The organism is Streptomyces deserti (genome assembly GCF_054782695.1).
The window spans coordinates 32244-44793 of sequence record NZ_BAAGRZ010000041.1 but is presented as its reverse complement, the minus strand read 5'-3'; the positions used below and the strand labels follow the sequence as shown (position 1 = coordinate 44793).

At 71.0% G+C, this 12550-nt stretch carries 11 protein-coding genes; 4 read left to right on the top strand and 7 right to left on the bottom strand.

Annotated features, from left to right (window positions below; translation table 11 throughout):
- Positions 1 to 94 precede the first annotated feature (94 nt).
- The 4 genes from ACYVMZ_RS36185 to ACYVMZ_RS36170 all read left to right on the top strand — a co-directional run bounded on the left by ACYVMZ_RS36185 (position 95) and on the right by ACYVMZ_RS36170 (position 4438).
- Positions 95 to 1543: an alkaline phosphatase PhoX gene (locus ACYVMZ_RS36185; protein WP_461087129.1), complete on the top strand. Its 1449-nt coding sequence runs from the start codon at positions 95 to 97 to the stop codon at positions 1541 to 1543.
- 456 nt (positions 1544 to 1999) lie between these two features.
- On the top strand, positions 2000 to 2647 hold the full coding sequence (locus ACYVMZ_RS36180) for a GntR family transcriptional regulator (RefSeq protein WP_461087128.1): 648 nt from the start codon (positions 2000 to 2002) through the stop codon (positions 2645 to 2647).
- A gap of 139 nt (positions 2648 to 2786) precedes the next feature.
- Positions 2787 to 3752 (top strand): 1-aminocyclopropane-1-carboxylate deaminase, encoded by a 966-nt coding sequence (locus ACYVMZ_RS36175; RefSeq protein WP_461087127.1) that lies wholly within the window; start codon positions 2787 to 2789, stop codon positions 3750 to 3752.
- A gap of 95 nt (positions 3753 to 3847) precedes the next feature.
- Positions 3848 to 4438: a TetR/AcrR family transcriptional regulator gene (locus ACYVMZ_RS36170; RefSeq protein ID WP_461087126.1), complete on the top strand. Its 591-nt coding sequence runs from the start codon at positions 3848 to 3850 to the stop codon at positions 4436 to 4438.
- Between the two features lie 55 nt (positions 4439 to 4493).
- Here the strand turns inward: ACYVMZ_RS36170 and ACYVMZ_RS36165 are convergent, their stop codons facing one another.
- The 7 genes from ACYVMZ_RS36165 to ACYVMZ_RS36135 all read right to left on the bottom strand — a co-directional run bounded on the left by ACYVMZ_RS36165 (position 4494) and on the right by ACYVMZ_RS36135 (position 12408).
- On the bottom strand, positions 4494 to 5747 hold the full coding sequence (locus ACYVMZ_RS36165; RefSeq protein ID WP_461087132.1) for a TerD family protein: 1254 nt from the start codon (positions 5745 to 5747) through the stop codon (positions 4494 to 4496).
- A gap of 514 nt (positions 5748 to 6261) precedes the next feature.
- Positions 6262 to 7251: a zinc-dependent alcohol dehydrogenase family protein gene (locus ACYVMZ_RS36160; RefSeq protein ID WP_461087125.1), complete on the bottom strand. Its 990-nt coding sequence runs from the start codon at positions 7249 to 7251 to the stop codon at positions 6262 to 6264.
- A complete protein-coding gene (locus ACYVMZ_RS36155) occupies positions 7248 to 8090 on the bottom strand; it encodes a carbohydrate ABC transporter permease (protein ID WP_461087124.1) in 843 nt (280 codons plus the stop codon). The genes ACYVMZ_RS36160 and ACYVMZ_RS36155 overlap by 4 nt, the downstream gene beginning before the upstream one ends.
- Entirely contained in the window at positions 8087 to 9025 is a 939-nt protein-coding gene (locus ACYVMZ_RS36150; protein ID WP_461087123.1) for a carbohydrate ABC transporter permease, read from the bottom strand. The genes ACYVMZ_RS36155 and ACYVMZ_RS36150 overlap by 4 nt, the downstream gene beginning before the upstream one ends.
- Positions 9022 to 10395: an ABC transporter substrate-binding protein gene (locus tag ACYVMZ_RS36145; RefSeq protein WP_461087122.1), complete on the bottom strand. Its 1374-nt coding sequence runs from the start codon at positions 10393 to 10395 to the stop codon at positions 9022 to 9024. The genes ACYVMZ_RS36150 and ACYVMZ_RS36145 overlap by 4 nt, the downstream gene beginning before the upstream one ends.
- Positions 10396 to 10528: 133 nt before the next feature.
- Positions 10529 to 11299, bottom strand: coding sequence for a DeoR/GlpR family DNA-binding transcription regulator (locus ACYVMZ_RS36140; RefSeq protein WP_461087121.1), 771 nt, complete (start codon positions 11297 to 11299; stop codon positions 10529 to 10531).
- 284 nt (positions 11300 to 11583) lie between these two features.
- Positions 11584 to 12408, bottom strand: coding sequence for an NAD-dependent epimerase/dehydratase family protein (locus ACYVMZ_RS36135; protein WP_461087120.1), 825 nt, complete (start codon positions 12406 to 12408; stop codon positions 11584 to 11586).
- Between the last annotated feature and the right edge of the window lie 142 nt (positions 12409 to 12550).

The window sequence follows — 12550 nt, the reverse complement described above, 5'->3', positions numbered from 1 at the left end:
GAGCCGGACGGCCACTCCTGCGGAGCCACTGAAGGCAAGACCCCATCAGCCACATCCGGCCCTCCCGGGCCACCCAACAACTTACGGAGACACCATGTCGCTCACCCGCAGGGACTTCGCCAGAAAATCCGCGATCACCGGTGCCGGTGTCGCGCTGGCGGGCAGTGTCGGCGCCCTCGCCACCGCTCCGCACGCCCTCGCGTCCAAGGACACCGAGACCGAGGGGGAGGAGTCGGCGGACGCCTACGGCGGGATCGGCTACGGGCCGCTGATCCCCGACCCGAAGGGCATCCTCGCCCTGCCCGCCGGGTTCACGTACCGCATCCTCACCCACAGCGGGAAGACCAAGCTGGAGTCCGGTGAGTTCACCCCGTCCCACCACGACGGCACCGCCGCCTTCGCCGGCCCGCGCGGCACCACCCTCCTCGTCAACAACCACGAGCTGAAGGGCCCGCGCGCCAACTGGAAGTACCCCGTGCCGCTCGCCGAGGGCCTCGTCTACGACCCGGCCGCCTCCGGCGGCTGCACGGTGGTCGAGGTGCGCCCCGGCGGACAGGTCGCCGAATGGGTGGGCATCGCCGGCACCTCCACCAACTGCGCGGGCGGCACCACCCCCTGGGGCACCTGGCTCACCTGCGAGGAGAACTCCGACAAGGCCGGCGTCAACGGCATGACCAAGGACCACGGCTACGTCTTCGAGGTCGACCCCGTCGACCGGCGCGCCAACCGCGACCCCAAGCCGCTGAAGTTCTTCGGCCGCTACGACCACGAGGCCGTCGTCATCGACCCCAAGCGGGGCCACGCCTACCTCACCGAGGACGCCGCCAACCCCAACGGCCTCTTCTTCCGCTGGACCCCGCCGAAGGGCTTCGTGTACGGCCGTGGCACGTTCCGCACCCTCGCCGACGACGCCGGCGTCCTCCAGGCCCCCAAGTGCTTCGACTCCGGCGGCAGGTTCGTCGACGACCTCTCCCGGGCCACGAGGATCGGCACGGTGTACGGCGTCGACTGGGTCGACGTACCCGACCGGGACGCCCGGACCGTCGCCGTGCGCAAGCAGTTCGGCGCCGGCGAGGTCACCCGGGCCCGCAAGTTGGAGGGCATGTGGTGGGGGGACGGCGGTGCCTACCTCGTCTCCTCCTACGCCCGTGAGGAGAGCCCCGGCACCGCGCACGACGGCCAGGTCTGGTTCTACGACCCCAAGCGCCGCACCCTCACCCTGAAGGTCCTGCTCGGTGTCAACCCCGACCCCTCCGCCGACGGCGCCTTCGACGGCCCCGACAACATCACCGTCTCCCCGTACGGCGGCCTGATCCTCGCCGAGGACGGCGAGGGCGTCTCGCACCTCTTCGGCGCGACGGACAGCGGCCGTACGTATCCCATCGCGCGCAACGAGCTGAACGTCGGCAGCGAGGAGGAGCCGGAGTACAGCGAGTTCGCCGGGGTCACGTTCTCGCCCGACGGGAAGACCCTGTTCGCGAACATCCAGGACCCGGGGATTCTGCTGGCCATCACCGGGCCCTGGAAGCGGCAGCGGCGATGACTCCCTCCGAGAGCCGGCCGCCATCGAAGGGCTGCGGGCCCAGTCACTGACCCGGGTGCTCGACGAGTTGGAGGAACAGGGGCGGATTCGCCGGTCGCGCAGCGAGGACCGGAGCAGGTGGCGGGGGCCGAGGTGGTCGTCGAAGGGCGCAGTCGCCCCGCGCGGGCGTCCGCGCAGGGCGAGGGGGCGGCCCTGGCGCCATGCCTGCTCACTCAACCGGTGAGCGCCCTGTCCACCGTGTGCGCTCCAGCGCCCATGGCGCTGGATTCCTGAGTCCCACCCGCCTCCTTTCCGCCTCACGGGCGGACTGGCCGCAAGCCTGCGCACCATCGGACGGGTCGCCGCACAGCGCGCCCTCCTCACACCGGTGCCGGCCCTCGCCTGCGGGGGAGCCGCCGTCTTCGCGGGGTGCCGCACTCTTGTACGTGAGGGCATTGACATCTAACATTTCAGTTCATGGAGGCCATCCGCCCCGTACGCCGCGCCCTGCTCAGGGACCGCGCCTACGAAGCGATCCGGGACGCCATCGTGACGGGGGAGATCGAGCCCGGCGCGGTGGTGCGGGACGTCGAGCTCGCGGAGCGGCTCGGGCTGTCCCGGGCGCCGGTGCGTGAGGCGTTCGCGCGGCTCGTGGACGACGGGCTGCTGGAGAGCAAGCCGCAGAGCTACACGCGGGTGACTCCGCTCGTGGCCTCCGACGTACGGGATGCCGCCGCCGTGGTCGGCGCCCTGCACGAGCTCGTCACGCGGATCGCCGTGCCCCGGCTGTCCGCCGCGGACGTGGAGGCGATGCGCTCGGCCAATGAGCGGTTCGCCGCGGCCGTGCGCGCCGGGGACGTGGACGCCGCCCTGCGCGCCGACGACGAACTCCACGACGTGCTCGTACGCGTGGGCGGCAACCGCGCGGCCGCCGCCACCATCGCCCGCTACACCCCGCTGATCCGCCGCCTGGAGCGCCGCCGCTTCGGCGAGGGCGGCAGCTGCCGTTCTGCCGGGCTGCACGAGCGGCTGATCGAGGCCTGCGCGGCCGGTGACGTGGACGAAGCGGTCCGTGTCACGGCACAGATCTGGCGAGGCCTGGAAGAGCTCGCCGACGTTCCCTGACCGGGGAGGACCCCTCATGTCCCTTGCTTCGTCCGCTTCTTCATCCCCTTCTTCATCCCCCTCTTCGTCCCCTTCATCGTCCCCTTCGTCGTCCCTGTCCTCGTACGAGCGTTACCCGCTGCTCTTCGGGCCCTCGCCCGTGCACCCGCTGCAGCGCCTGACCGACCACCTCGGCGGCGCCGCCCTGTGGGCCAAGCGCGAGGACTGCAACTCCGGTATCGCCTACGGCGGCAACAAGACCCGCAAGCTGGAGTACCTGGTCGCCGACGCGCTCGCGCAGGGCTGCGACACGCTCGTGTCGATCGGCGGCGTGCAGTCCAACCACACCCGCCAGGTCGCGGCCGTCGCCGCCCGCGCGGGACTCAAGTGCGTGCTGGTCCAGGAGAGTTGGGTCGACTGGCCGGACGCCGTGTACGACAAGGTCGGCAACATCCTGGTCAGCCGGCTCGCCGGGGCCGACGTACGGCTGGTGCGGGCCGGGTTCGGCATCGGTTTCAAGGAGAGCTGGGAGCAGGCGCTGAGGGACGTCGAGGAGCGGGGCGGAAAGCCGTACGCCATCCCGGCCGGTGCCTCCGACCATTCGCTCGGCGGCCTCGGATTCGCCGGATGGGCCTACGAAGTGGCCGAACAGGAGCGGGAGTTGGGAGTCTTCTTCGACACCGTGGTGGTGTGCTCGGTGACCGGGTCGACGCAGGCGGGCATGGTCGCCGGGTTCCGCGCCCTGGAGGAGGCGGGCGGTCGGCCGCGGCGTGTGATCGGCATCGACGCGTCGGCGAAACCCGCCGCCACCCGTGAGCAGATCGCCCGGATCGCGCACCGCACCGGCCGGCTCATCGGCGTACGGGCGGAGTCGACCCAGGCGGACGTCGAGCTGGACGAGCGGTACCACGCGGGCACGTACGGGATCCCCGACAAGACCACTCTGGAGGCGATGCGGCTCGCGGCCCGGACGGAGGGGATGGTCACCGACCCCGTGTACGAGGGGAAGTCCATGGCCGGGATGATCGACCTGGTCTCCCGGGGCGAGATCGGCCGCGACTCGACCGTGCTCTACGCCCATCTGGGCGGGCAGCCGGCGCTGAACGCGTACAGCGCGCTGTTCTAGCGCCCCCTCCCGGGTGGCCGTCTCCGGCAGGAGTGTCCTGTGTTCCTGGCTCGGTAAGGTACGAAGAGGGTCCCCCGTCCGCGAGGAGGAGCTGGATGACGCAGGTCAGGGCCATGCGCGCGGACGCCCGTCGTAACTACGAGCGGTTGCTGAAGGCGGCGGTGGAGGCCTTCGCCGCGCATGGGGAGGGCGCGTCCCTCGACGACATCGCCAAGCGGGCGGGCGTCGGCTCCGGCACGCTGTACCGGCACTTCCCGACGCGTCGGGCGTTGCTGGAGGCGGCCTACCTCGACCGGATCGAGGCGATCGCGGCACGCGCGGACGAGCTCGCGGTGCGGTTGCCGCCCGGCGAGGCCCTGGCGGAGTGGCTGAACGAACTCGGCACCGGGATGATTCAGATCCGCGGGCTCAAGGCCCTGCTGGGCACGGCCGTCACGGACGGCGACCCGGCCGTGGAGACCGCCTGCGGCGACTGTGTGAGGGGCGCGGCGGGGCGGCTGGTCCGGGCGGCGCAGGAGGAGGGGACACTGCGGCGGGACGTCGAGCCGGTGGACGTACTGCGTCTGGCGCATGGTGTGGTGACGGCGTCGGAGCTGGCGGACGGGGAGGGGAAGCACATCCGCCGGTATCTGGCGCTGCTGATGGAGGGGCTGTGGCAGGGCCCCGAACAGACTGATCGTGGCTGAGGCCGACCCGACGCCGGGCGCCCTCGGGCAAAGGGCACCCGGCGTCGTACGGGGGCTACAGTGCCTGCGCCGCCGGCTTCACCATCCCGCGCACCGTCCGCGACTTCACGAAGTCGCCCATCGCGGTCATCTCCCACTCGCCGGAGAACTGCTTGATCAGCTTCGCCATCATCACGCCCGTCTGCGGCTCGGCGCTGGTGAGGTCGAAGCGGACCAGTTCCTCGCCGGTCGTGCCGTCCAGGAGGCGGCAGTAGGCCTTGGCGACCTCGGTGAACTTCTGGCCGGAGAAGGAGTTGACCGTGAAGACCAGGCCGGTGACCTCCTGCGGGAGGCGGCCGAGGTCGACCGTGATGACCTCGTCGTCACCGCCGCCCTCGCCGGTGAGGTTGTCGCCGGAGTGCCGGATCGCGCCGCCCACGATCTGGAGCTTGCCGAAGTAGCAGCTGTCGATGTGGTTGCGCTGCGGGCCGTAGGCGATGACCGAGGCGTCCAGGTCGATGTCCTTGCCGCGGTACGCCGGCTCCCAGCCGAGGCCCATCTTGACCGAGGTGAGCAGGGGGCGGCCGCCCTTGACGAGGGAGACCGTCTGGTTCTTCTGGAGGCTTACGCGGCCCTTGTCCAGGTTGATTTTGCCGGTGCCGGGAGCAGCGGGCGCGGGCGGGGCCGGGGGTACGGCGGGCGCCGGGGGAGTGTGCGGGGTGGACATCGGCGGGGCCGGCGGGGCCACCGGCGGCTGCATGGCGGCCGGGGGCGGGGTGACCGGCTGCTGCGGCGCGGCGGGCTGGGCCGGGGCTGCGGGCTGGGCCGGGGCGGCCGGCTCCTCGACCGTCACACCGAAGTCGGTGGCGATGCCCGCCAGGCCGTTGGCGTACCCCTGGCCGACCGCGCGGGCCTTCCACTGGCCGTTGCGCAGGTAGATCTCGACGATCACCAGGGCCGTCTCGGAGCCGAGCTGCGGGGGAGTGAACGTGGCCAGGACGCTGTTGTCGTCCGCGTTGCGGATGGTGGCGGTCGGTTCGATGCCCTGGAAGGTCTGGCCCGGGGCGTCCGGGCTCGCGGTCACGACGATCTTCTCGATGCCGGGCGGGAGGGCCGTGGTGTCGACGGTGATCGCGTCGGGGGCGGTGCCGCCGCCCGAGCGGTAGGTCACGCCGGGGCCGGTCGGCTGGTTGTAGAAGATGAAGTCGTCGTCGGAGCGCACCTTGCCGTCGGCGGTGAGCAGCAGGCCCGATACGTCGAGCCGCACCGGGGCGGCGACGTCCACCGTCACGCGGGTGGCGGAGAGAGGGATGTTCGAGCCGGGGGTCATAGCTGTCATGCCCGGTGAACGAGCGAGGCCGTTTTGCCGTTCCCTTACCCGCGCCCGGTTGGCTCAGCGTTTGTCGCGGGGGTGGTGGCGTGTTCCTGGTAGGTGAAGCCTTGGGGGTGCGGCATGTCGGGATCGTGGGGGGCGGGTGGGCTGGGGCCCAGGGGTTTTCGCCCCCGCCGCCCCTACCCGTCCCACCCCCAGGGGCTCCGCCCCTTCGACCCCGCCAGGGGGCTCCGCCCCCTGGACCCCCGACCTCGCCCGCCCACCACCCGAAACGGTTGGCCTGGAAGCCGAGGTCGAAGGCGGTTGGTCGGGAGGCCGGGGTTGGAGGCGGCTGGTTGGGGAGCCGGGGCCGAAGACGGTCGGCCGGGAAGCCGAGGTCGAAGGCGGTTGGCCTGGAAGCCGGGGCCGAAGACGGCCAGCCGGGAAGCCGGGGCCGAAGACGGTCGGCCGGGAAGCCGAGGTCGAAAGCAGGTGGCCGGGAAGCCGGGCCGAAAATACGGGGCCCGTGCGTCTACGGCACCACCACGATCTTCCTGCCCACCCCTGCCGCGAACTGCTCCAGTGCCTGCGGATACCGCTCCAGCGGCACCCGGTCGCTGATGAACACCTCGGGATCCAGCACCCCGTTCGCGAACAGCTCCGCCGCCCGCTCGAAGCTGTGCAGGACGGCCATGGAGCCGGTGATGGTGATCTCCTGGTTGTAGATGCGGTACGGGTCGATCGTGACCCGGGTCGCGTAGTCGGCCACCCCGAACTGCAGGAACGTGCCCGCCTTGGCCACCCGGTCCAGGCCGTCCTGGATCGCCGCGGCGTTGCCCGTCGCGTCGACCACCACGTCCCAGCCCTGCGGGCGGTCCAGTTCGTCCGCGTTCGCCGCCGAGGCCGAGACCCCGAGCCGGCGGGCCGTCTCCAGGCGGGCCGGGTTCACATCCACCACGTCCACGCTCGCCGCGCCCGTCCGCTTGGCCAGCTCCAGCATCATCAGGCCCATCGTCCCGGAGCCGTAGATCAGGACGTGGGCGCCGAGGCGGGAGCGCAGGACGTCGTAGCCGCGTACGGCGCAGGACAGGGGTTCCACCAGTGCCGCGTCCTCCGTGCGGACGTGGTCCGGCAGTTTCACGCAGTTCGCCACGGGTGCCACCGCGTAGCGGGCCGCTCCGCCCGCCGTGGTCACGCCGATCGCGGCCCAGCGTTCGCAGAGGTTGTTGTGGCCGTTGCGGCAGTAGCGGCACTCGTAGCAGTAGAGGGAGGGGTCCACCGCGACCCGGTCGCCGACCGACAGTTCCGTGACCTGGGTGCCCACTCCGACCACTTCGCCCGCGAACTCGTGCCCCGGCACGATCGGCAGCTTCGGTGCGAACTCGCCCTGGAGGATGTGCAGGTCCGTGCCGCACAGGCCGCAGGCCGCGACTTCGACGACGACCTCGCGGGGGCCCGGCGTCGGGTCCGGAACCTCCGAGACGACGGCCTTGCCCACGGACTCTATGACGGCGGCCTTCATTTGACGGCTCCCAACGACAGGCCCTGGACGAGTTTGTCCTGGGCGGCGAACCCCGCGGCGAGCACCGGCAGGGAGATGACGAGCGACGCGGCGCACACCTTCGCCAGGAACAGGCCCTGGCTGGTGATGAAGCCGGTCAGGAAGACGGGGGCGGTCTCGGCGACCACGCCCGTGAGGACCCGGGCGAAGAGGAGTTCGTTCCAGCTGAAGATGAAGCAGATGAGGGCTGTCGCGGCGATTCCCGGGAGCGCGATCGGGGCGACCACCCTCGCCAGGATCGTCGGCAGGCGCGCGCCGTCCACCCGGGCCGCCTCGATCACCGCGACCGGGATCTCGGCGAGGAACGACTGCATCATCCACACCGCGATCGGCAGGTTCATGGAGGTGTAGAGGATGACCAGCAGCCAGATGTTGTCCAGCAGGCCCGTGTTCTTCGCGAAGAGGTAGATCGGGAGCAGGCCCGCGACCGCCGGGAGCATCTTCGTGGAGAGGAAGAAGAACAGGACGTCCGTCCACTTCTTCACCGGGCGGATGGACAGCGCGTACGCGGCCGGGAAGGCGAGGAGCAGGACGCACAGCGTCGACGCCACCGATGCCACCGTGGAGTTGATCAGCGCCGGCCAGGGGCTCGCGCCGCCGCCGGTGCCGAAGAACTCGCGGTAGCCGTCCAGGGTCAGGGCCGCGGCGAAGGACGGCGGGTTGGTCGCCGCGTCCTGTTCCGAGTGGAAGGACGTCAGCGCCATCCACGCGATGGGCAGGAAGAACGCGATCCCGGCCAGCCAGGCCAGCAGACCCAGACCGACACCTTTACGACGGACCCGCACAGCGACCGAACTCATGCCCGGGACACCTCCTCGCGGAACAGGGACGACACCACGCGCAGGGCGAAGGTCGCGATGACGATCGAGCCGATGACCACCAGGACGCCCGCGGCCGAGGCGAGGCCGTTCTCGTGGGCCTGGTAGAAGCTCTGGTAGACGGTGTAGGGGAGGTTGGCGGTGCCCAGGCCGCCGGACGTGATCGTGAAGACCGCGTCGAAGTTCTGGACGATGTAGATCGAGCCCAGCAGGGCGCCGAGTTCCAGGTAGCGGCGCAGGTGCGGGAGCGTGAGGTGGCGGAAGATCTGCCAGTCGCTCGCGCCGTCGACGCGGGCCGCCTCGATCTGCTCGTGGTCGCGGCTCTGCAGGCCCGCGAGCAGGATGAGCATCATGAACGGTGTCCACTGCCAGACGAGGGCCGCCTCGACCGCGAGCAGCGGGGTGTTGGAGATCCAGTCGGGCTGCGGGCCGCGGACGTAGTGCAGCAGGCCGTTGAACAGGCCGTACTCGGGGTTGTAGAGGACGTGCTTCCACAGCAGGGCCGCCGCCACGGGGACGATCAGGAAGGGGGCGATCAGGAGCGTGCGGACCACGCCCCGGCCGCGGAACCTCCGGTCCAGCAGCAGGGCCAGGAGCAGGCCGAGGACCAGGCTGGCCAGGACCACCGCCACGGTCAGCAGCACGGTCGTCCACACCGAGTCGCGCAGGTCCGCGTCGGTGAGGACCTCGCGGTAGTTGTCGAGGCCGGCGAAGTGGCGGGCGTCGGGGTAGAGGGAGTTCCAGTCGAAGAAGGAGATCACCAGCGTGGCCACGAACGGCAGCTGGGTCACGGCGATCATGAAGATCAGGGCGGGGAGGAGCGGGGCCCTGGTGGCCCAGGCGCGCAGGCGGGCCGAGGGCCTGCGGGTCGTGTGCAGGGGAGCCGTGGCCACGGGGGCCGTTGTCGTCGCGGTCATCGTCCCTCGTACTCCTCGGAGATCTTCTCGGCGAGCTGCTGGGACTTCTTCAGGGCCGACTCGACGGACTGGCGTCCGGCGATGGCCGCGCTGATCTCCTGGGAGACCTTGGTGCCGAGGTCGGTGAACTCGGGGATGCCGACGAACTGGATGCCGGGCGCGGGGCGCGGCTGCACCCCCGGGTCGTTGGGCCGGGCCTGTTCGATGGCCTCCTTGGTCATCTCCTGGAAGGCGGCGGCCTCCTTGCGGTAGGCGGGGTTGGCGTACGTCGAGGCGCGCTTGCCGGCCGGGACGTTGGACCAGCCGATCTCGTCGCCGACGAGTTGCTCGTACTCCTTGCTGGAGGCCCAGGAGACGAACTTCCACGCCTTGTCGGGGTTGCGGGACGCCTTCTGGATGCCCCAGGCCCAGGTGTAGAGCCAGCCGGAGGACTTCGTCTTCTCGACGGGCGCGGGGGCGTAGCCCACCTTGCCCTTGACCGGGGAGCCCGACGCCTCCAGGGAACCGGCCGCGGAGGTGGCGTCGTACCACATGGCGACCTTGCCCTGGGTCATGTTGTTCAGGCACTCGGCGAAGCCGGACTGGGCGGCGCCGGACTCGCCGTGTTCGCGGACCAGGTCGACATAGAACTTCGTCGCCTTTTCGAAGGCGGGGGAGTCGAGTCGGGCCTTCCAGTCCTGGTCGAACCAGGTGCCGCCGAAGGTGTTGACGACGGTCGTCAGGGGTGCCATCACCTCGCCCCAGCCGGGCAGGCCGCGCAGGCAGATGCCCTTCATGCCCGGCTCGGCCCCGTCGACCTTGGCGGCCAGGTCGGCCACCTGGGTCCAGGTGGGGCGGGCGGGCATCGTCAGGCCCTGCTCGGCGAAGATGTCCTTGCGGTACATCAGGAACGACGACTCGCCGTAGAAGGGCTGGCCGTAGAGCCTGCCGTCCTCGGCGGTGAGCGACTGGCGCATCGGCCTCAGGATGTCCCGCTCGTCGTACGCCGGGTCGTTCGCGACGTAGCTGTTCATCTCGCGCAGCCAGCCGTTGCGGGCGTAGATCGGGATCTCGTAGTTGGACAGCGTGGCCACGTCGTACTGGCCGGCCTGGTTGGCGAAGTCCTGGCTGATCTTGTCGCGGACGTCGTTCTCGGGCAGGACGGTGAAGTTGACCTTGATGCCGGTCTCTTGGGTGAAGTGGGCTCGGGTCAGCTTCTGCAGCTCGACCATCTGCGGGTTGTTCACCATCAGGACGTTGATGGAGTCGCCGCCGGATCCCGCCCCGCCCGCCCCGACCCAGCAGCCGGAGAGCAGCGGGGCGAGCAGCGTCCCTGCGGCGGCCGCGGCGAGCGTGGCTCGCGGCGGTCGTCGTCGGCTCTGGGTTCGCATGGATCGCTCCTGAACATTTGGGGAGGTAAGGGGCAGCTTCGGGTGTGGACGTGCCCTGTGGAAGTGCCCTGTGGGGGACGTGGGTTGGACTGTCAGACGCGGACTTTCAGCGCGGACTGTCAGACGCGGATTTTCAGACGCGGATGACCTGCGGGCCGAGCAGTGAGTAGCGGTGGGCCTCGGACGCCGGGAGCAGGGTGCTCGTGACGATCGTCTCCAGCGTGCCGACCTCGGCGAACCGGCAGAAGCTGACCGCCCCGAACTTGGTGTGGACGCCCGCGAACACCGTACGGCGCGCGGCGCGGATCGCCTGGGCCTTGACCTCGCTGACCGCCGGGTCGGGGGTGGTCAGGCCGTGCTCGCGGGAGATGCCGTTGGCGCCGATGAACGCCAGGTCGATGACGAAGCCGGCCAGCATCTTCGTCGTCCAGTGGTCGACGGTGGCGAGGGTGCCGGAGCGGACCCGGCCGCCGAGCAGCAGGACGGTGGTGTGCTCGGCCTCGGCGAGCGCGCCCGCGACCGGCAGGGACGCGGTGACCACGGTCAGCGGCCGGTCCCGGGGGAGGGCCTCGGCGATGAGCTGGGGGGTGAAGCCCTCGTCGACGAAGACCGTCTCGGCGTCCCCGAGCAGTTCGGCCGCGGCGGCCGCGATCCGACGCTTCTCGGGCACGTGGCTGGTGGCGCGGAAGGCGAGGGTCGTCTCGAAGCCGGCGCTCTCGACCGGGTAGGCGCCGCCGTGGGTGCGGCGCACCAGGCCGTGGTCCTCCAGGGCGCGCAGATCCCGTCGTACGGTCTCCTTGGCCACGCCCAGCTCGGCGGCGAGCGCGGTGACGTCGACCGAGCCGGTGGCGCGGGCGACGCGCACGATCTCCCGCTGGCGCTCTTCCGCCGTTCTGGCCGCCATGGCCGCACCTCCCTCACTGCTGGTTGCCCGTTCGGGCCCGGTGGGCCCGCCGGGGAAAGTTCTACAGCGGGGGTGCGCCACTGACCAGGTCTGTTGCGGGCTCGATACTGCCCGTTTGGGCCCGTTCGACGCAGGGTGTGCCCGGCGCGGACCTGCGCCGCCGCGCGGCCGGGCGTGAGAGCGGGCAGCTGTGGTGCCCGAACACGGGGGCGGGCGGGCCCGTTCGGTGCCCGCCCGCCTGTCGCTGCGCTGTGATTCGGTCAGTACGGCCGGATCGGATTCGGTCAGTACGGCCAGATCGGCGGATCCGTCACGAAGTGGCCGCCGAGGTACGCGTGCGCCTCGTTCTCCGGGTCCAGCTCGCCCTGCTCGGCGATGAGCTTCTCCGCGTACGGCTCGGAGTCGTCCTGCGGCTCGTAGCCGAGCGCCCGCGCGGTGGTGAGGTCCCACCACAGGCGGGTGTTGGCCGAGGAGCCGTAGACGACGGTGTGGCCGACGTGCTCGGCGGTCAGGGCCGCGTGGAAGAGGCGGGCACCGTCGGCGGGGCTCATCCACACCGAGAGCATGCGCACGCTGGTCGGCTCCGGGAAGCAGGAGCCGATGCGCACCGAGACGGTCTCCAGGCCGTACTTGTCCCAGTAGAACTGGGCGAGGTCCTCGCCGAAGCACTTGGACAGGCCGTAGAAGGTGTCCGGGCGGCGCGGGGTGTCGATGGGGATCAGCGCGCTCGCATCGTGGGGCGCGTCGCCCTGGGGGCGCGGGGTGTAGCCGACCGCGTGGTTGGAGGAGGCGAAGACGATGCGCGGCACGCCCTCCTGGCGGGCGGCCTCGTACAGGTGGTACGTGCCCTCGATGTTCGCCTTGAGGATCTTCTCGAAGGGGGCTTCCAGGGAGATGCCCGCGAGGTGGATGATCGCGTCGACGCCCCGTACGGCCTCGCGCACGGCCTCCTTGTCGGCGAGGTCGGCGACGATGGCGTCCGGCTCGCCCTCGACGGGACGCAGGTCGAGCAGGCGCAGGTCGTAGCCGTAGTCCGGGAGCAGGTCCCGCATCAGGGTGCCGAGCCCGCCGGCGGCGCCGGTGAGCAGAACGGTGCGGGGAGCGGGCATCCTCGGGTCTCCTTGGTCGGCGACCGTGCACATGTGCGCACGGCATTCATATGCGTGGACACGCTAAGGAGCGGTGGTGTAACCCGTCAAGTGTGTCGCGGAAGCGGTGAATCCGCTGGTGTGTCGCAGGTTGGAGCGCTTG

Coding starts and splice junctions, on each gene's coding strand:
- ACYVMZ_RS36145 (WP_461087122.1), bottom strand. CDS start 10,395: ATGCGAACCCAGAGCCGACGACGACCGCCGCGAGCCACGCTCGCCGCG.
- ACYVMZ_RS36165 (WP_461087132.1), bottom strand. CDS start 5,747: ATGACCCCCGGCTCGAACATCCCTCTCTCCGCCACCCGCGTGACGGTG.
- ACYVMZ_RS36170 (WP_461087126.1), top strand. CDS start 3,848: ATGACGCAGGTCAGGGCCATGCGCGCGGACGCCCGTCGTAACTACGAG.
- ACYVMZ_RS36135 (WP_461087120.1), bottom strand. CDS start 12,408: ATGCCCGCTCCCCGCACCGTTCTGCTCACCGGCGCCGCCGGCGGGCTC.
- ACYVMZ_RS36160 (WP_461087125.1), bottom strand. CDS start 7,251: ATGAAGGCCGCCGTCATAGAGTCCGTGGGCAAGGCCGTCGTCTCGGAG.
- ACYVMZ_RS36185 (WP_461087129.1), top strand. CDS start 95: ATGTCGCTCACCCGCAGGGACTTCGCCAGAAAATCCGCGATCACCGGT.
- ACYVMZ_RS36155 (WP_461087124.1), bottom strand. CDS start 8,090: ATGAGTTCGGTCGCTGTGCGGGTCCGTCGTAAAGGTGTCGGTCTGGGT.
- ACYVMZ_RS36150 (WP_461087123.1), bottom strand. CDS start 9,025: ATGACCGCGACGACAACGGCCCCCGTGGCCACGGCTCCCCTGCACACG.
- ACYVMZ_RS36140 (WP_461087121.1), bottom strand. CDS start 11,299: ATGGCGGCCAGAACGGCGGAAGAGCGCCAGCGGGAGATCGTGCGCGTC.
- ACYVMZ_RS36180 (WP_461087128.1), top strand. CDS start 2,000: ATGGAGGCCATCCGCCCCGTACGCCGCGCCCTGCTCAGGGACCGCGCC.